Genomic DNA, 19,171 nt, shown 5'->3' on the forward strand with positions numbered 1-19,171 from the left:
ACTTATGGCCTACCAGCAGTAGATCCATAAGTCTCACTATTTAAGACAACACCAGACATAGCCTTGTTGGTGATGTTGTCGCAGAAAAGCTCTGCTAGTTACTCCCCTATGTTGGTTCAAGTATATCAGGTCAAAGCAGCCTTGCGCAAGCCCAAGAGCGTGAACTGGCGCGCTTAGAAGTCGGAGTGTAAGTGTCCTCAGGCGTTATGGCCCGGGCTTGGCCATTGCGATCAAGGTCCTTACTCGCAGACTCCTGCGCCAGTGAGCGCGTTTTTCAGCAAGCCGAACTAATTCACAAACAGAACGAACTTATCCCTTTTGCCGCAACGTTTGGAACAAGCGAACGGCTTCATCATGAAGATTGAGCGCATGTGAATTATAATTACTCAACAAAATCACGGCGTCTTTGCCATCATGGCTAATAGCAGTTGATGCCATTTGCCCGGCCACGGTGCCATTCGTTGAGTAAAAGTCGCTATGATTATAAATACCTGCCGTATAAACCCCGTCATCGCGATTGCGCAAGGTCTTTAGCGCTGATAACGGCAAAACTTTTCCATCATCGATGCCCCGCAGCAATCGATACAGATCAGCAACCGTCGTATACATATTGCCAGTACCAAGCTCGCGGTTGTACCACAGTTCGGGTTCGCCAATGAATGTTTGATAAGGATCCGTCACCGGCCCAGTGTAGGTTAACGAACGGTTGGCATCTGTCAACATTCCCGGCAAAAATCCGGTGTGTTTGAGTCCCAGCCGATCAATAATCGTACTTCTCACTTGCTGTTCGTAAGAGCGACCGGCGACTTTTTCAACTACCCCGGCAAGCAAAAGGTAATTAACTGCCTGATATGCGTAATTTCGTTGTGGCAGATAAGTGATATTGCCGATTGCCCAGCGAATAATACCAACATCGTCCATGACGGAAGGCTGATACTTTTTGAGGGCAAAACCGCTGCGCATATCGATCATCATGCGCAATGTCACCTGATCACCGGTTTTGATGCCAGATAAATACTTACCCACCGGATCATCCAAATGCAACTTACCTTCTTCAGCCAGCTGCATCACGGCGACCGCAGTGACTGCTTTCTGGATCGAACCGATCTGAAATAAAGTCGTTGGCCCATTGACCCGTTTCGCTGCGGCATCGGCGTAACCCACGCCGCCATTAAAGATAATTTCGCCTTGTTTGATGATCAAAGCACTGCCGATAAATTTATCGTTCGTTAAGGTTTCTTTGAACGATTTGCCCGCCGATGTGTCGATCGGCCGATCCAGACGCTCATCAAAATGCGTTGCTGCCGTTTTCACGGCTTTACGGTCGACAGCCTGCTCACGGTGCTGCGAGGACAACACCTTGGCCTGCTTTGCGGGCATGGCAACATGATGCTGCCACGCATAGGTCACAACACCCGTTAAAACTGCGCCCAACAGCAAAATGCCTAACCAAAGAACCCAACGATGACGCACCACGTTTCAACCTCCCCTTGTCATGTGTCCCAAAGATACCTTAAACCAGCGCAAAAAAACAGCCATAACACCTTTGAGAAAAATTCTGATGTTGGCTGTTTGCCATGCTTATTTCCAAAAAGTATCAAAAACCGTAATCGGCAGATGACGCTTGTGTGCGGTTTTCTGGTACCAACGCTCGATCGTCTCGGCAGCATGGTCACTCACTTGCTTACCTTCTAGATAATCATCGATGTCCTTGTATTTGACGCCAAGCGCAACTTCATCTGGCAAAGCCGGCCGATTGTCTTCAAGATCGGCAGTCGGCGCCTTTTGATAAAGATGTGCTGGTGCGCCCAGCGTCTTCAGCAAAGCCGCACCTTGGCGTTTGTCCAAGCGATAAAGCGGCGTCAAATCAGCACCGCCGTCACCAAATTTGGTATAAAAACCGGTGACCGCCTCCGCGGCATGATCCGTGCCAATGACGGCGCCGGACATATTACCGGCGATCGCGTATTGGGCAATCATGCGCATTCGGGCTTTAATATTGCCCTTGTTAAAATCGGAAATGGCTGATCCGTTGGCTTCCACTGCCGCGACCATGGCATCGACACTAGGTTTGATATTGACCCGTTTAACCACGTCTGCCTGCATGAAGTCAATGGCTGCCATGGCATCCGCCTCATCGGCTTGTTCGCCATAAGGTAGACGAACGGCCACAAATTGATACGCCTGATCGCCGGTTTCGGCGCGCATCTCCTGCATGGCTTTTTCCGTCAACGTCCCGGCAAGCGTCGAGTCTTGGCCACCTGAGATTCCCAACACATATGTTTTCAAAAACGTATTTTTCTTAAGATAGTCTTTTAAAAAATCAATACTCCGCCGAATCTCGGTTTCAGGATCAATTGTTGGCTGTACGCCTAATGCTTTAATAATCTTTGCTTGTAATGGACGCATTACTTCACTCCCTTAATCATGTCATGATAAAGTACTTGGGCTAGATCCCGCGTCACCTGATCCGTATTTGCCAACAGCACGACCGCATTTTGACCGCTGCTATCCATGACAGTTGCCGCTGATTGTGCGGCCACAACGCCATGCGTCAGCGTGTAGTTGCCAAAATTATACACACCCGCCGTGTATTGGCCTTGATTCAGATCACGTAATGTGGCGACCGATGAGCGCCTGATAATCTTGCCTTGATTGATGGCCGCCATAATCTGATATAAATCACCGGCACTCGTGTAAATATTACCTGTCCCCAATTCCCGATTATAATTCAAAGACGGCTCGACGTAACGGCGCGAATAAGGATTCGCCTTGGGACCATTATACCCAAATGATTGATTCGGTTCACGATACAATTCAGGCATAAATCCTGAATGCGTCAACTTTAACTTTTTAAATATTTCCTGTTGAATTAAGTCGGCATATAGATGACCGGTCACTTTTTCAATCACGCCGGCTAATAAAACAAAATTAACCGGTTCATACGCGTACTGTTTCGCACCATAATTCAAATTGGCGATCGACCACCGGACAATTCCGGCATCTGATAGTTGGGTCGGTTGATTCCGCTTCAATGAAAAACCGCTTCGCATATCCAACATCATCCGCAACGTTACCTGTTTGCCCGTGCGAATGCCTGGCAAATAACGACTAATCGGATCCGTCAGGTGTACCTTGCCTTGTTCCACAAGTTTCATGAGCAAGACCGCAGTGAGCCCTTTTTGAATCGAGCCAATTTGATACAGACTCTCAGGCCCGTTCAAACGACCAGATTCAGCGTCGGCATAACCCAACCCCGTGTTCAGGATCACTTTTCCCTTGCGCATCATTAAAACAGTACCGCTAAAATGATCGGCTTCCAGTTTTTTTAAAAAAGGTTGCGCTTCTGAAGGGATAACCTGTTGCATCAGCCGATCAGTGGTGCTCGTTGCCTGACGCGTGGCATTTTGCAGGCGTTGCTCGATCGCGCGATGCCGATTCAGCTCGGTTTCATACTTGCGCCGGGCGCGTTCTTCTTTGGCTTCGGTTTGCGGGCGGAGATAAAAGTAATCATAACTGCCATAAACCGCGATGCCGATGACGAGGCCAGCAAGGAGTCCCAAAATCAGCCAGCGCTTCCAACCCCATTTTTTTGCGTGTTTCATATTATTCCTCGCGGTCAGCAACCGCCGATTTCACTTTTTTAATTAAGTCCATCTTGTTATCCCACACCCGCTGCGATAAGTCGACCGGATAGTCTTGCGGATTCAAAATGCGCCGATATTCATCCCACAAGGCATTGGTGCTGCGGGTGGCATAGGCCTGGACCTCGGCAAGCGGCGGCGTTTGATAAACCTGTTTTCCTCGATCATAAATCAGCTGCAGCAATGGCTTAGCTTCAAAGTTTTTAACTGTTTTATTGATGTACGGGAAGTTGGGGTGGAACATGTACAGGCTACGATCTGTGTCAATTTGCTCATTAGCTAATGCTACGTAATCGCCTTCCGACTTACCGTCATCCCGACGTGTAATCCGCCAGACCTGTTTCTTGCCTGGCGTCGACACCTTTTCGGCATTATTGGATAACTTAATCGTGTCATGCATCTTACCGCTGGCGTCTTCAATCGAGACAAGTTTGAATACAGCTCCCAACGCTGGCTGGTCGTACGCGGTGATCAGTCGCGTACCAACACCCCAGATGTCAATTTTGGCACCTTGCATTTTCAGGTTTTGAATCGTGTTTTCATCGAGATCATTCGATGCATAAATTTTTGCTGAAGTATACCCGGCATCGTCTAATTGCTGACGCACACGCTTGGAAATAAACGCCATATCGCCACTGTCAATCCGAACGCCAAGGAAATTGATCCGGCCTTTAAACTCATTAGCCACTTTAATTGCCGCGGGAACACCGGAACGCAAGGTGTCATAAGTATCAACTAAGAAAACCACGTCCTTGTTGCTCTGCGCATACGCTTTAAAGGCATCGTAGTCGTTACCATAGGCTTGAACCAGCGAATGCGCGTGAGTACCGCTAATCGGGATACCAAACTCTTTACCGGCCAAAACATTACTCGTCGCGTTAAAACCGCCAATGTATGCCGCCCGGGTGCCCCACAATGCAGCCGCGGTTTCCTGTGCCCGGCGCGTACCGAATTCCATCAAGGGGTCAGCGCCGGCAACACTGCGAATTCGCGCCGCTTTGGTGGCAACAAGCGTTTGATAATTGATCATGTTCAAAACAGCGGTTTCAACCAACTGCGCCTGCGCCAGTGGCCCTTCGATTTGCCAAATCGGTTCATTATTGAAAACCAGATCGCCTTCTAAAGCTGATCGCACTGTGCAGCTAAATTTAAACTTTCGCAAGTAATCGATAAACGCATCCGAATAATTTGTCTGCGCCTTAAGATAAGCCAAGTCGTCTTCGGAAAAGCTGAGGTGATTGAGATAATCAATCACATGCTCCAGACCGGCAAATACGGCAAACCCAGAACCAAATGGTAATTCCCGAAAGAAAACCTCAAATACGGCGTGACGTTCACTAATACCTCGTTCAAAAAAGGTGTTCATCATATTCAATTCATAAAAATCGGTGTGGAGTGTCAGTCCTTCACCCAATTGCGTAGCCATCATCTTTCCCCTTCCAGCAACATACAAAAACAACGTACGTTAACTTTTGAGCATTTAATTCAGTCATATAGGTAATGATTATATACCACTGCGGACCGCTTTGCAGAAAGCATGCTGTACCTTTTTTCTCATCATCGCAAAAGGCCAGAAAACAATAAATTCTGTTTTCTGGCCCTTTGGTCACGCTAATACTGGTTCGTTACCGTTCTAGATAAAACTCAAATCGCTCGCCAACATACTGCGTGCGGACGTATTCAAACGGTGTGCCGTCGTTTAAGAACGAAACCTGCCGCAGCCGTAGAATTGCATCGCCGCGCTTGATCGCCAAGTATTCGGAAATCCGCTCGCTGGCTAACATTGCGCTGACGGTTTGTTGTGCCCCGCCGAGAACGTAGCCGCCTTTTTTCTCCAAGGTGTGATAGAAACTAGCCGTCATTTCTTTTTTGGTAAAGTTCTTGACCAAATCATACGGCACGGCAGCTGTTTCAAAGCTGATCGGCACCTTGTCGGCATAGCGGATTCGTTCCATTCGCAGCACTTGTTCAGCCGGGGCTAGTTTCAGCTTCTCAACTTCCGAGCTGGTTGGCTGAGCCACGTGATAAGATACCGTTTTGCTGGACGGTACCTTACCTTGGGCCTGCATCAAATCCGTGAAACTGGTTACGCCGGACATTTTTTCCTGAACTTTTTGATTCGCGACATACGTTCCGGAACCCACGCGCCGTTCTAAAATACCTTCGTCGACTAAAGTTTGAATGGCCTGCCGCAACGTCATTCGGGAAACATTAAAGGTCACCGCGAGATCGCGTTCGGAAGGAATACGATCGCCGACCTGCCATTTTCCGGCTTCGATATCAGCCCGAATCGCGTTATGAATTTGAATATAAACCGGTACCTCCATCAATCATCATCTCCAATACGTGGTTCAGTCTTCAGTGTCATGTTTGACGCCATAACTATAAGTGGCAATGAGATCATGGTTGCGATCCAACATGTTAATGTCGGCATCCTTACCAACTTCAAGCGTTCCTTTGGACGTCAGATTGAATTCGCGAGCCTGATTGACTGACGACATTTCAACCGCATCAAACAGGGAAGCATCCATGAAGCTCATCGCATTTTTAAAGGCATCCTTGTACATTAAAACGGAACCGGCAAGCGTACCATCGGCTAGCCGCGCCTGTTTGTCTTTAACATACACCGTCTGGCCGCCTAATTCACTTTTTCCTTCCGGCATCCCTTTGCTGCGCATTGAATCGGTAACCAATTCAATCCGTTCCGGGCCTTTTTGATCAAAGGCCAAGCGTAACATGTCAGGCACAATATGGAAGCCGTCGCAGATCAATTCGCAGTACATATTGTCTTCAAGCATCGCGTGGCCGGTGACGCCTGGCTCACGGTGACGTAACCCACGCTGTGCATTGTATAGATGAGTCACATGGGTCGCTTTACTTTGCAGCATCTGTTCGCGCGTCGCATTACTGTGGCCAACTGATGGCACAATGTTGTGTGCTAAAAGATAATCTTCAAATTCGCGAGAACCTTCATCTTCCGGTGCGTAAGTGATCAGCTTAACCAGACCGCCGGATAATTCCTGCCATTGCTTAACTAAATCGATATTAGGATTCTTGATATATTCTTCTGGTTGAGCACCCTTGAAGACCTTGCTGATGAAGGGACCTTCGAGGTGGACACCCTGGATAATGCGATTGCGTTCGGCTGCCTGTTTCACGCCGCGCATGGCCTTATCAATATTTTCGGTTGATTGTGTCATCGTGGTGGCAAAAAGGGTGGTAACCCCTTCGTGCGTCATCATTTTGGTGGCCATTTCATCAATCTGATCGGCATCACCATCCATAGCATCAAAACCATAACCGCCGTGAGCATGGACATCAATGAATCCCGGTATCAATGTTTTACCTTGAACGTCAACGACCTGTTCACCAGCCTGAGCCTTGTAATCAAACATATCGCCAACCGCCAGAATCTTGTCGTCAAAGCGGATATACCCATCTTCAATGCGTTCCAATCCTGTATAAATTGTTGCGTGTTTCAATACCGTAACCGTCACAATACCACTCCTAATCATTTAATGTCCTGACTATCACTAACCAGTATAACCGGTATAGACCAGAGTTGCAAGGTGGCCTACCTCGTATTTACAGGAAGTTTAATTATTTTTCATTCCTGTCGATCTTTGGCAATCGTCGCATCGACACCTTTGACCACAGCGGACATCAGCCCGGCTTCTTCCATGGCCAACAATCCGGCAACAGTGGTACCGCCCGGGCTGGATACCTGATCGATCAAGTCAAACGGTGATTGGGTACTTGCCAGAACATTTTTAGCACTGCCCATGACGGCTTGAGCAGCAATGGCAGTTGCTTCACTTTTTTCTAGGCCGTACTTGACGCCGGCGCGGGCAAGACTGTCGATGAACAAATACACAAACGCCGGAGAGGAACCTGCCAATGCCACAAACGTTGAAAATTGGTCTTCCGGTAACGACATGGTTTTGCCTAAAACATTCAGCAAATCCAAAAGGCCATCCAGTTGGCCGGCCACCGCATCATTAGCGGCGTAAGCAATCATGCCGGCATTAATCGCGACATTCACGTTCGGCATGATCCGTAAAATCGGTTGATCATGATCGTTCACTGCTTCTTCTAAAGCCGTCAACGAAACGCCAGTTAACATTGAAATCACGGGTACGTGGCGTTTCTTCAAAGTTTCTCCAATGTCACTTAAAATCGGTGCACCCAGTTTCGGCGCAACAGCCAGAAAAACAACATCGGCCGCTTCGGCAACCGCCTGATTGCTGTCTAAAGCTTTGACGCCGACTTTGGCTGCATAGGGTTCATAATGCAGCGGGTGACCACCGTGAACGACAATGTCCGCTGGATTGATGGCCTTTTTGGCTAACAATCCGTTAATGATCGCTTGCGCCATATTGCCGGCACCGATAAATCCAATTGTCATCCTTATTCTCCTTTAGCTTCTTGTTTTGATTGGTGGGCATCAAACCAGTCCGTAATCGCGGTTAGACGTGCGATCCGCAAGTTGGGTAAGCCACTGCGAGACAAGTCATGATTTGATTTCGGGAACCGCATGAATTTGGTTTCAACCCCATGTAGTTTCAACCCGATATAAAATTCTTCACCCTGGCCGATCGGACACCGTTGATCGTTTTCGCTATGCATCACCAGCGTCGGTGTTTTGGCAAAATCGATATGTGCCAAGGGGGAGAAGTCCCAAAGACCTTGCACGTCTGACAAATCGCCGCTCCACTTGCCTTCCAGCTCCCAAGGCGTAAAGTAATACCCGATGTCGCTGGTGCCATACATACTTAACCAGTTGGCAATCGAGCGCTGGGTAACGGCCGCTTTAAAGCGATGTGTGTGGGTCACGATCCAATTCGTCATGAAGCCGCCATAAGAACCGCCGGCAACAAATAAGCGCTCAGGATCAATGGTCGTATCCAATTTCAAGGCCTCATCAACCGCGGCCAAGCAATCTTGATAGTCATCCTGGCCGTAATGTTTAATAACCGCTGCCGTGAACGCTTCACCATAACCTAATCCGCCCCGCGGGTTGGGACAGATGACGCCATATCCCTTGGCAGCCAGATATTGCATTTCATGAAAGAAGGTATACCCATAACCAACTGCTGGGCCGCCATGCACATATAAAATGGCCGGATGCGATGCGGCTGCTTTTTGCGGCGGGAAGTACCAGCCTTCAATTTCAAACCCAGCACGATTGAAATTAAAAGTCTGTGGCGTAACCAACCCAAGCGTGCGCGTAACCCGCCGATTTGGGTCATATAAAACCGTTTCCTCTTCGGAGGCCAGATCAAAGTACACTAATCGACTCGGAATGGTCATCGTGCTTTCAGTGAACACGACGCCACGGTGATCAGGTGTCAAGGCAAAATCCGTCACGTGACGCCGACCGTCAATCAACGGCGTCAAGCGCTCATCCGGTCCGCCAGCGTATAGGCTCGTCTTCCCGTGGTCAAAACCAATCGTCAGATAATAATCGGCTGTGACAAAATCGGCCACTTTGCCTGATAGATCCTGCTGAAAGTCACCATTAACATAGCCCGGAATGTCAAAATCAACGTCATCAGCAACGTCCTGCAGTTTCTGACTCTCTAAATCGTAATGCCATAAGTGGCCTTGCGACACATTAGGTAAATGATTGTCAGAACCATGCAGCAGCAATTGTTGAGAATCCGCTGAAAAGGCTGCTGGGGTTAATTCTGCTTGCGGCAAATGCTCATTCACCATCGTCACCTGCTGCGTGGTTAAATCGAGCAAATAGGCAGCTTGGCTAAAGTCGTTGGGATCATCCGGTAACCGTTCCGCCGCAAACGCAATTTTTTTGCCGTCCGGCGCGATTGCACCAATTTGGAAGTCATGCTGGCGCTGCATCACGATGTGGCTAGTTTTTTGGCGTCGTTGCTGCACCCGCAATTCGTAAGTCACGTTTTCCGGCAACAAGCCGACACCATTGAGCTTATACTGCGCGCGCGTGACCGTCACCGGCTGCGGTTTTTTGGCATCTTCCTGTGATAACTTCTTTTTGGCACCAATCGTTGTTTGAAGAAAAACAGCCTTGCTATCAGATCGCCAAGCGAAATCCGTCACGTCCTCTTCTTCAGCCGTCAACTGGTGGGCCACGCCGCCGTCAACTGCTTGCAGGAAGACCTGCGTTGTTTTGTCTGCAGCTTGGCTCAGGAACGCCAACCATTGCTGATCCGGGCTTAGTTTAGGATGCCGGTCGTGCTTTTGGTCAGTCCCATAAACGGTCATCTGGCCACGCGGATTCACGAAACAAAGCCGCTGGTAATAGGTATTGTCCGCCTCCGAAATCCGGTTTTCTTGAAAAAAATAGCCCCGATTTGTCGCAATTGGATACGATAACGATACCAATTTGAAAAGATCCGTCGCTTTTATTGCCATGCAATCACACCCTTCATTGTCTTGCTTTAAGCGTAGCGGTTGGGCTATACCGTGTCAAACTACTGGACCGGTGAAATCAAAAAAACAGCCGAGATGTGTTGGCATCTCGGCTGCGAGTGATAAAAACTGGTAATCGTTAGACATCACACGACACCCGCTTAGTTGGCCCAAACGTTTAGTGCGAACGCTTCTTCCGGGTAAAGAACAAACTGGATCCTAAGCTTAACAAGCCACCTAAAATTACCATCAACAGCGACTGCTGCTCACCAGTTTTAGGGAAATGATCCTGATTGGTGGTAGGTTTAGCCTTGGATTCGGCTTTAACGGTAGGTGCAGCTTTACCGGCTTGATATTGTGCGTCAATGGCTTTAATACCATTGTCTTTCGCCTGCTCAATGAGATCTGCACTGCCGGCTGCATCGATTGCCTGTTTGGCTTTCGTTGCTTGCGTTGTGATGGCCTGTTTTTGCGCGGCTTTTTGGGCATCGCTCAACAAGTTATCGCGATCAATCTGAGCCATCACTTTAGCGGCTTCGGCGTCAATTGCTTGCTTGGCTTCAGTTTGGCGGGTCACAATGGCTGCGCCTGACTGATGTTGGTCATCAATCGCTTTAATTCCGTCTACTTTAGCTTGATCAATGCCATCAGCATGCCCAGCTGCATCGATCGCCTGCTTGGCCTTGACCGCTTGCGCTGCGACTGCTTGTTTCTGGGCAGTCTTTTGTGCACCCGTCAATGTGGCATCCTGATCGATAGCTGTAGTGACATTCGCAGCCTCCACATCAATTGCTTTTTTAGCCTCGGCCTTGCGAAGCGTGATCGCCGCGCCTGACTGGTGTTGCGCATCAATGGTCTTGATACCTTCAGTTTTGGCGTTTGTAACAGCTTCGATGTTTAGGGCATCGTCAATCGCCTGTTTAGCCTTGACCGCTTCAGCAACAGCCGCTGCCTTCTGTTGCTTTTTGGCAGCTGCAGTCAACGTTGCATCTTGATCAATTTCATGCTGAACTTTCACGGCTTCGGCATCGATCGCCTTTTTGTTGTCCGCTTTGCTACGATCCATTGCCTGACCGGATACATGTTGCGCACCAATTGTCTGAATACCGGCATCCTTCGTCTGATCGACGCTGTCGGCATCCTGCGCTGCGTCAATGGCTGCTTTAGTTTTGGCAGCTTCATCTGCAACCGCTTGACGTTGTGCCGTTTTTTCAGCAGTTGTTAGTGTTACATCCTGATCAATCGCTTGCGTCACTTTGACAGCTTCAGCATCGACGACGGCTTTAGCGTCATCTTTGCGGGTTGCCAACGCGTTGCCAGCTTGATGAGTAACATCGATCGTCTTGAGGTTCTGGTTTACCGCTTGATCAACACCATCGGCATCTTGCGCTTGATCAATCACAACTTTAACTTTAGCAGCCGCAGTAGTCGCCGCCTGTTTTTGCTTAGCTTTTTCGGCAGCGGTGAGCGTCACATCACGATTAATGCTGTCAATGATTTGTGCAACATGGTCATCAATCGTCTTTTTCGCTTCATCTTTGCGCGTTGCAAGCGCTGTTCCTGGTTGATGTTGACCATCGATTGCTTGAATCCCGGCTGTTTTGGCTTGATCGACCGCATCGGCGTCAGTTGCGGCGTCGATGTTTTGCTTGGCCTTGGCTGCTTCGGCCGCCACTGCCTGTTTCTGAACAGCTTTTTGGGTACCAGTCAGCGTTGCGTCTTGATCAATGCTTGTCGTCACCTTGGCAGCTTCCGCATCAATGGTGGTTTTGTGTGCTTCTTTGCGGGTCGTTAAATCCTTTCCGGAGCGGTGCTGGTCATCAATTGCTTGAATACCTTGAGCAATCGCTTGATTGATCTGATCAACATCCTTGGCTTGCTGAATCTTCTTCTTGGCCTTAATGACCTCTTCAGCAACGGACTGTTTTTGTGAAGCTTTTTCCGCGCCAGTTAACGTCACATCCTGATCGATGGTTTGGATGACCTTTGCAGCTTCCGCATCAATCGCCTTTTCGGCAACTTGCTTGTGTGACTTTAACGTCGCGTCAGCTTGATGTTGTTCATCAATGTGCTTAATGCCGTGGGTTTTGGCATTATTGACCTTATCCGCATCGGTTGCGGCGCCAATCGCCTTCTTCTCTTTTGCCTCCTTGTCTTTAACAGCGCGTTTTTGCATCGCCTTTTTAGTGCTAGTAAGAGTCACATCGCGCTCAATCGCGTTGATAACTTTAATTGCTTCGGCATCAATCGCTTTTTCGGCGGCGGTTTTGCGTGTGGCCAAATCGGTACCGGCGTGGTGCTGGTCATCAATGGCCTTGATTCCGTCGACTTCTGCCTGATCAACCGCATCCGCATTTAAGGCGCTGTCGATATTGTTTTTCGCCTTGGCTGCTTCATCCACAACTGCTTGTTTTTGTGTCGCCTTTTGGTCAGTCGTCAAGGTGACATCCTGGTCAATGGCCTGCTCAACCTTGCCAGCTTCAGCATCAATGGCTTGTTTAGCGGCGTCCTTTCGGGTGTCCAAAAGGGTGCCGGATTGGTGAACGGCATCGATAGCCTTCACACCATCGAATGTCGCTTGGTTAACACCATCAATATCTTGCACCTGGGCGATCGCAGCTTTACCCGCAGCAGCTTTATCAGCCACAGCTTGTTTTTGCGTCGCTTTTTCGCCACTGGTTAACGTCACATCTTGATCAATCGCATCCGTTTCCAAAGCAGCTTCAGCATCAATGGCCTTTTGGGCTTCAGCTTGGCGGGTTGCTAAATCGGTACCGGACTGATGCTGATCATCAACTGCGCGGATACCGTCGACTTGGGCTTGCTCAACCTCGTCGGCGTCTTGAGCGCCATCAACGATCGCCTTGGCTTTAGCAGCCTCATCAGCAACACCTTGTTTTTGCGCTTGTTTTTCGGCGGCAGTCAAAGTGTTGTCTTGATCAATATCGCCGGCAACTTTAGCAGCTTCGGTATCAATGGCCCGCTTGGCACCATCCTTGCGCGTTGCGAGCGCAGTACGGGCTTGATGCTGTCCGGCGATGGCTTTGTTTCCGTCTGCAATCGCTTGGTCAACTGCATCAGCACTTTGCGCACCGTCAATGGCCTGCTTAGCCTTATCCAGTGCTGCCGCGACTGCCTGCTTTTGCGTATACTTTTCAGCCTTCGTCAACGTCACATCGTGGTCAATCGCATCCACAATCTTACCGGCTTCACTGGCGATCGCTTTTTTCGCGTCGAGGCGCCGATTTGCGAGGGCCAGACCGGAACGATGTTGATTTGCGATAGCGTTGGTGCCGTCTGCCTTCGCTTGATCAACCGCATCCGCACTCTGAGTAGCGTCAATCGCTGTTTTGGCTTTGGCTGCTTCGTCAACGACCGCCTGCTTTTGTGCTTTCTTCACGGCAGCCGTTAACGTCGTATCGTTATCAATATCATGACTGATTTTAACGGCTTGCGCATCAATGACTTGCTTAGCATCGGATTTACGGACGTCTAAAGCGATTCCTGGTTGGTATTGCGCGTTAATGTGCTGAGCGCCGTCGTTTTGACTCTGATCAACCGCATCAGCGTCCTTAGCCGCGTCAATGACAGCCTTAGCTTTGGTCGCTTCATCGGTAACTGCCTGTTTTTGAGTCGTCTTTTCGGCGTTCGTCAATGTGGCATCTCGATCAATCGCCGCAACTACTTTAGCAGCTGCAGTATCAATCACCTGTTTGGCCGTTGCTTTACGGGTATCCAAAAGTGCACCAGGCTGGTGAGCCGCAGCAACTGCTTTAGCCCCATCAGCCTTAGCCTGGTCAACCGCATCGGCGTCATTAGCCGCATCAATGGCAGCCTTGGCTTTCGTCGCCTCATCGGCAGCGGCTTGTTTTTGCATTGGTTTTTCCGCGGCGGTTAATGTGGCATCCTGGTCAATCGCCTGCTGAACTTGGGTCACTTCAGCATCAATCGCCTTTTTCGCTTCGGCTTTGCGCGTGTCTAAAAGTGTGCCGGATTGATGAACGTCATCAACGCCTTTGATGCCAGCTGCTTCAGCTTGATTGACGCCATCGACATCCTGCGCTTTGAGAATCGTGTCTTTGGCTGCCGCTGCTTTGTCAGTTATAGCCTGCTTTTGAACAGCTTTTTCGCTGGTGGTCAGAGTAACATCTTGATCAATCGCATCTGCTTCTAGCACCGCTTCAGCATCAATGGCTTTTTGAGCTTCCGCCTTGCGAACAGCCAAATCCGTACCGGCTTGGTGCTGGTCATCAACGGCTCGAATGCCATCAGTTTGCGTCTTAATCACACTGTCAGCATTTTGAGCCGCGTCAATCGCCGCCTTGACCTTGGCAGCTTCATCGGCAACTGCTTGTTTTTGCGCCTGTTTGTCTGCGGCCGTCAAGGTAACATCTTGGTCAATATCACCGGTCACTTTAGCAGCCTCATCATCGATGGCCTGTTTCGCGGTTGCTTTTTGCTTGTTTAACGCCACCCCTAATTGATGCTGGTCGTCAATAGCTTTGATCCCATCAGCCTGTTTCTGATTCACGTCATCGGCATTTTGCGCCTGATCAATGGCTGTTTTGGCTTTGGCAGTCGCATCAACGACAGCCTGTTTTTGGGTCTTCTTTTCGGCTGTCGTTAACGTCGGATCCTGGTCAATCGCAGTGGTGATTTTGGCTGCTTCGTCATCAATTGCCTTTTTGGCGGTATCTTGCCGAGTCGGCAGCGCATCGCCAGCTTGGTGCTGGTCGTCGATTGCCTTAATCCCATCTGCTTTTTCCTGATTCAGATGATCCATATCCTGCACTTTGTCAATGGCAGCTTTAGCACTGTCTGCCGCCTTCGCAACTGCTTGTTTTTGGCTTTGCTTTTCCGCAGCCGTCAACGTGGCATCCTGATCAATGGCAGCGGTGACTTTCTTAGCTTCAGCATCAAGTGCCTGCTTAGCCTGCTCTTTTTGCTTATCAAAATCAGCGCCTGATTGATGTTGAACGTCGATAGCCTTGATTCCATCCGTTTTAGCCTGATTAATGGCCTCAATGGTTTGGGCTTGATCAATCGCGGATTTAGCTTTCGTTGCTTCATCGGCCGTTGCTTGCTTTTGCGCAGTTTTTTCCGTCGTCGTCAGAGTATGATCCTGGTCAATGGCGGCAGTGACTTTCGCAGCCTCGGCATCAATGTCCTTTTTTGCGTCGCTTCTGCGCACATCCAAGGCGGTACCTGGCTTGTGTTGCGCGTCAATGGTCGTAATCCCGGCAGCCTTTGCTTGCTGAACGCCAGTATCGTCTTGTGCTTGATCAACAACAGTCTTGGCTTTTGCTGTTTCTGCAGTCACGGCATCTTTTTGCTTCGCCTTTTCGCTGGCAGTTAATGTCGGATCACTGTCAATCTTGGCATTAACGGTAGCAGCCTCGCCGTCAAGATCGTCTTTTGCCTGTTCCTTGTGCGCGCCTGTCACCACTTGTGGTAAAACCTTGGCAAAATCGTCGTCAACTTTGACTTGATCGATTTTTTTCTTGGCCTCGGCTTGAACGGCCTTGGAGTCAGTAGCCACGTCGGCGACAGCTTTTTTCTTCATCGCTTCAAGCAGCTTTGCGTTGAGTGCTGGACCGAAGTCTTTGTACTCAAGAACCCTCGCTGAATTCCAGGCAGGCCGAATCGGCGTTAAATTCTTCAACCGACTACTTTCCATTTGGACGGCAATCCAGTCATTAGGCGTGATTTTATGCGCCTGCATATAAATCACGGCATCCGCAGTCCCGCCGACTCGAGTGCTAACATCCCATTGGTGAGTAAACTGGTGGGTCGTGGGATCCATGTGGTTAATAACTGCAGTATCTAAACCGTCGGGCGAGATCACCACCCGCTTAACCTTGCCCTCCAGTTCATCATTAAAGGAATACGAAAATTTCAGATAACGATCCAGTCCACCGGCAATGTTCGCCGACCCAAAACGAATCGGGATCTTAAAGGTGTCCGTTTTTTGATCGTACGTGATGGTATCGTTGCTATAGCTAAACGTAATGCTATCAACAACTCTTTTATACGCAATACTGTCACCACCGATAAAAACATTGCCAGCTTGTGGCTTTACGGCCGCTTGCACCACAATTGTGGAATCCCAAAGGCCAATTGTGACAATGCCAGTTGCCAAAAAGAATGTTAATGTTCCTTTTTTCAATTTATTGTCGCTCCCCCTCTTGCTAACCCCCAAAACAGCACGCATTTAAAATGGTTGCCCATTATTAAAATATTAATATTATTTATCACCTTTCAATTGTCAATGCGTTACTGTTGAAATAAATCTCTCCGTGTTGCTATAATTCATAACGATTTAAATGTCGTTAATGCAACACGCAAATTAGTATAAGTAAATCGTTGGGTGGTATCAGGTCAAATGTTGCCTAACGTTAGGCAACATTTGAGAAATTAACAAACATCAAGGGGGTAAGGGTTATGGAGGAACTGCTAGAGAATAGTTTGCTGAAGCACTATTACATTATTAGTTTTTTGTTGAACAAAGACTGGACGACCATTGACCGTTTAGCCCAAGAAATCAAAATTCCTGCGCGGACCATCAGACAAGATATCGGGAATATTAATCAATACATTGCCCCAGCCAAAATCGAAAGCAGTCAACGTTTCGGTATTCGACTCACTTACGATGCGTCACACAATCCGCTTTACATTTATGCGGCTATTTATCGCCAATCGACCCGCTTCTTGATTCTTGAAGAACTTTTTCTACACCGCTTTTCATCGATGACCCAATTAGCCGAAGAACTCTTCATCAGTGAGTCAACCTTAAAACGGCACATACTGGCGATTAATCAAGTGTTGGAACATGAAGGCTTTAGAATTGATACGCAAACTCTGGATATTGTCGGCAACGAAAAGAAAATTCATTTTTTCTATTACTGCTATTTTCTGGAAAGATACTGGTTCATTGACGCCTTTTTGTCTCAAGATGAATTACAGCTCATTGATGAGATCATTGCTGATTTTTCAGCCCATTTTCCGGTTTTGAAATCGCCGAGATATCAGTCGTTTTCGTTTTTAAACAAACTGCGAACGACCGTCTTTATCTGTCTTACCCGCAATAGTCGCGGCCACACTTTCAAAGATGCAAGTTTGGTGAAGGAAAATGACACGTTTTCGCCTGAGTTACGGCAAAAGATTACTCGAATTTATAGGATTAATTGTTCCTCGTTTGTCTTTTCACATTTGTTTTATCTCTTCTTTAACTCACGCAACGCCCTGACTTACCAGGATCTCCTGGTTAAAGCCCGCCATAATCCGGTGATTCATTCGATTTATCAAGCACTGTCACACTTTCTTGATGTGACGGCGGCATCGCAAAAACTGAAACTAGCTAATCGTGATTTGGTGCTGCTGCGTCTGTATAATGCCATTGAGTACACTTGGGGACCGACCAAGATTCTGTATAATCCGGATGAGGCGTTCTTCATGAACATGAACAAATTTGAGCAGACGTTCATTAAACAAACCAAAGAAACGTTAATCGCCATTTTGCGCGCCGAAAAAATCTGGAAGCAAATTGACGAGGCGTTGATCACCCGCCTGCTTTTCATCTTGGTCACTTCTTGGGAAAACCTGACCCTTCAATTAGAAGAAAGAGCGCCAAAAGTCAGAACCGGCCTCTTCTTCAACACAAGTTTTGAGCACAGCCAATTTTTATTGCAGGAATTAAGCTATCACATGCGGTCAAGCTTGAAGCCCGAATTGATGCACGTCAATACGCTTGCCAAATTAAAAGCCGCCGCCCCTCATTTTGATATGATTATCACCAATTTGCCGCTCCTGAACCTGCCGAAATGCCACATCGTCTCCATTCAGCCTCATCCCACACCTGAAGACTTTGACAATATTCTAGCTGTATACAACAAGATTATTAGCGCAAAAACGGTTAAAATGCCGGCCTCTTAAAAGTAAACAAATCAATGTCAGTTCAATCAGGCATCATTCTTTTTTAAAAGCTGAAATGCTTCTGTATTTTCAACCACAAATATTAAGGTATAAGTGCCCGCAATCGCATAAAAAATCCGCCTAACGCAATGATCGCGTTAAGCGGATTTTCGTCGTGTTGGCAACGCAACTACGCACTGCCATTAAAAATGGAGGAGATAGGATTCGAACCTATGAACCCGAAGGAGCGGATTTACAGTCCGCCGCGTTTAGCCTCTTCGCTACTCCTCCATACGTTTGCAAGTAGCCAACTCAAATAGTGTACAAAAACAGGTTATAAAAAGCAACCATTTTCAGGCAGTTTTTATAACCCGTTTTGCAAGTCATTGACGATTTCAGGATTTAGCCAATGACGGTACATGCAACGTGACCAGCGTGTTCCGCCACTCCGTCAACCAATCATGACTTTCCCATTCAAATAAGCGCTTCAGGCCATAGCCCAGCGGCTGGTGGTAGTAGGCAGTTTTACCGATTAATTTAGGTGCATCCCGAAAATGCTCATGACCAAATGCCACCGCGTCAACCTGGCCTGTCAACAGTGCGCCAAGTTTCGCTGATCCCATGAGCGCCGTCGCCATTTGCCACGACGGCCGGTCCACCGCATAGACCATGGCGCCGCGAATCGGCACGAAATGCGTCACATAAATCATTTGCCGTCCTTGGTTGGCATCGATTGCTGCTTGGGTTGTCTGTAAAACCCGTTGCATTCGCTCACCATCGCTCAACGGCGAATCAATTGCGCTATCAATCCAAAAAGCGCGTTTCCACTGTGCATAAGCTGCATCCGTTTTAGTCTTTCCCAACTGGCCAAGCGAATAATCATACCAGCCATTGTTGCCAATGATCACGGCATTGGTGGACGGAATCGGCAATACCTTTTCGTGCAAATATAGCGGATCAACATCTGACTGAATTTCATCATAGGTAGCGCCCTTGACCATGTCGTGATTGCCGGCCAAAAAGCGTACCGTGACCTGCTGACCTACTTCCTGTTGCAATGTCCGGTAGTAGGCCAGCGTTTTGGTGAAATCATTGTACGTATCACCGGCGTTGACATAAATCTGATACCCGTTTTCAACCAGATAGTCTGCCTGGTATTTTAGCATTTCAAAGCCATCGACGTGATTCACATCAAAATGATTATCGACGCTGATTGCAACTTTTATCAT

11 protein-coding genes and 1 tRNA gene are annotated in these 19,171 nt (G+C 48.3%); 1 reads left to right on the forward strand and 11 read right to left on the reverse strand.

What is annotated here, in order from left to right:
* Positions 1-309: 309 nt before the first annotated feature.
* From LACPH_RS08405 to LACPH_RS08445, 9 genes are all read right to left on the reverse strand, one after another.
* The gene (locus LACPH_RS08405; RefSeq protein ID WP_370531174.1) at positions 310-1,473 is read right to left on the reverse strand and encodes a serine hydrolase domain-containing protein; all 1,164 of its coding nucleotides are present in this window, start codon (positions 1,471-1,473) and stop codon (positions 310-312) included.
* 108 nt (positions 1,474-1,581) lie between these two features.
* A complete protein-coding gene (gene nadE / locus LACPH_RS08410; protein ID WP_025012659.1) occupies positions 1,582-2,409 on the reverse strand; it encodes an NAD(+) synthase in 828 nt (275 codons plus the stop codon).
* The gene (locus LACPH_RS08415; RefSeq protein WP_306386636.1) at positions 2,409-3,605 is read right to left on the reverse strand and encodes a serine hydrolase domain-containing protein; all 1,197 of its coding nucleotides are present in this window, start codon (positions 3,603-3,605) and stop codon (positions 2,409-2,411) included. The genes nadE and LACPH_RS08415 overlap by 1 nt, the downstream gene beginning before the upstream one ends.
* A gap of 1 nt (position 3,606) precedes the next feature.
* Positions 3,607-5,070, reverse strand: coding sequence for a nicotinate phosphoribosyltransferase (locus LACPH_RS08420; protein WP_306387693.1), 1,464 nt, complete (start codon positions 5,068-5,070; stop codon positions 3,607-3,609).
* Between the two features lie 199 nt (positions 5,071-5,269).
* Positions 5,270-5,971 carry a GntR family transcriptional regulator gene (locus tag LACPH_RS08425; RefSeq protein WP_010487601.1) on the reverse strand — a complete coding sequence of 234 codons (702 nt, stop codon included), beginning with the start codon at positions 5,969-5,971 and terminating at the stop codon, positions 5,270-5,272.
* Between the two features lie 24 nt (positions 5,972-5,995).
* The gene (gene nagA, locus LACPH_RS08430; RefSeq protein WP_049170065.1) at positions 5,996-7,141 is read right to left on the reverse strand and encodes an N-acetylglucosamine-6-phosphate deacetylase; all 1,146 of its coding nucleotides are present in this window, start codon (positions 7,139-7,141) and stop codon (positions 5,996-5,998) included.
* Between the two features lie 110 nt (positions 7,142-7,251).
* Entirely contained in the window at positions 7,252-8,049 is a 798-nt protein-coding gene (proC, locus tag LACPH_RS08435) for a pyrroline-5-carboxylate reductase (protein WP_306386637.1), read from the reverse strand.
* 2 nt (positions 8,050-8,051) lie between these two features.
* The gene (locus tag LACPH_RS08440; RefSeq protein ID WP_306386638.1) at positions 8,052-10,034 is read right to left on the reverse strand and encodes a S9 family peptidase; all 1,983 of its coding nucleotides are present in this window, start codon (positions 10,032-10,034) and stop codon (positions 8,052-8,054) included.
* Between the two features lie 175 nt (positions 10,035-10,209).
* Positions 10,210-16,197: a DUF1542 domain-containing protein gene (locus LACPH_RS08445; protein ID WP_306386639.1), complete on the reverse strand. Its 5,988-nt coding sequence runs from the start codon at positions 16,195-16,197 to the stop codon at positions 10,210-10,212.
* A 275-nt stretch (positions 16,198-16,472) separates the two neighbouring features.
* Here LACPH_RS08445 and LACPH_RS08450 point away from each other — a divergent pair, with 275 nt between their 5' ends.
* The gene (locus tag LACPH_RS08450; protein ID WP_087912369.1) at positions 16,473-17,963 is read left to right on the forward strand and encodes an AcpB/EbpR/MafR family transcriptional regulator; all 1,491 of its coding nucleotides are present in this window, start codon (positions 16,473-16,475) and stop codon (positions 17,961-17,963) included.
* A 189-nt stretch (positions 17,964-18,152) separates the two neighbouring features.
* On the opposite strand, the gene LACPH_RS08455 is transcribed toward LACPH_RS08450, so the two are convergent.
* Together LACPH_RS08455 and LACPH_RS08460 are read right to left on the reverse strand one after the other, a co-directional pair.
* Positions 18,153-18,233 (reverse strand) — tRNA-Tyr (locus tag LACPH_RS08455).
* A 104-nt stretch (positions 18,234-18,337) separates the two neighbouring features.
* A complete protein-coding gene (locus LACPH_RS08460) occupies positions 18,338-19,171 on the reverse strand; it encodes a metallophosphoesterase (RefSeq protein WP_306386640.1) in 834 nt (277 codons plus the stop codon).

The organism is Lacticaseibacillus parahuelsenbergensis (genome assembly GCF_030770265.1).
GTDB lineage: Bacteria > Bacillota > Bacilli > Lactobacillales > Lactobacillaceae > Lacticaseibacillus > Lacticaseibacillus casei.

What these genes read in the sequence shown, in the direction of transcription:
- LACPH_RS08450 (WP_087912369.1), top strand. Translation starts at nt 16,473, where the DNA reads ATGGAGGAACTGCTAGAGAATAGTTTGCTGAAGCACTATTACATTATT.
- LACPH_RS08440 (WP_306386638.1), bottom strand. Translation starts at nt 10,034, where the DNA reads ATGGCAATAAAAGCGACGGATCTTTTCAAATTGGTATCGTTATCGTAT.
- proC (WP_306386637.1), bottom strand. Translation starts at nt 8,049, where the DNA reads ATGACAATTGGATTTATCGGTGCCGGCAATATGGCGCAAGCGATCATT.
- LACPH_RS08415 (WP_306386636.1), bottom strand. Translation starts at nt 3,605, where the DNA reads ATGAAACACGCAAAAAAATGGGGTTGGAAGCGCTGGCTGATTTTGGGA.
- nadE (WP_025012659.1), bottom strand. Translation starts at nt 2,409, where the DNA reads ATGCGTCCATTACAAGCAAAGATTATTAAAGCATTAGGCGTACAGCCA.
- LACPH_RS08420 (WP_306387693.1), bottom strand. Translation starts at nt 5,070, where the DNA reads ATGGCTACGCAATTGGGTGAAGGACTGACACTCCACACCGATTTTTAT.
- LACPH_RS08425 (WP_010487601.1), bottom strand. Translation starts at nt 5,971, where the DNA reads ATGGAGGTACCGGTTTATATTCAAATTCATAACGCGATTCGGGCTGAT.
- LACPH_RS08460 (WP_306386640.1), bottom strand. Translation starts at nt 19,171, where the DNA reads ATGATAAAAGTTGCAATCAGCGTCGATAATCATTTTGATGTGAATCAC.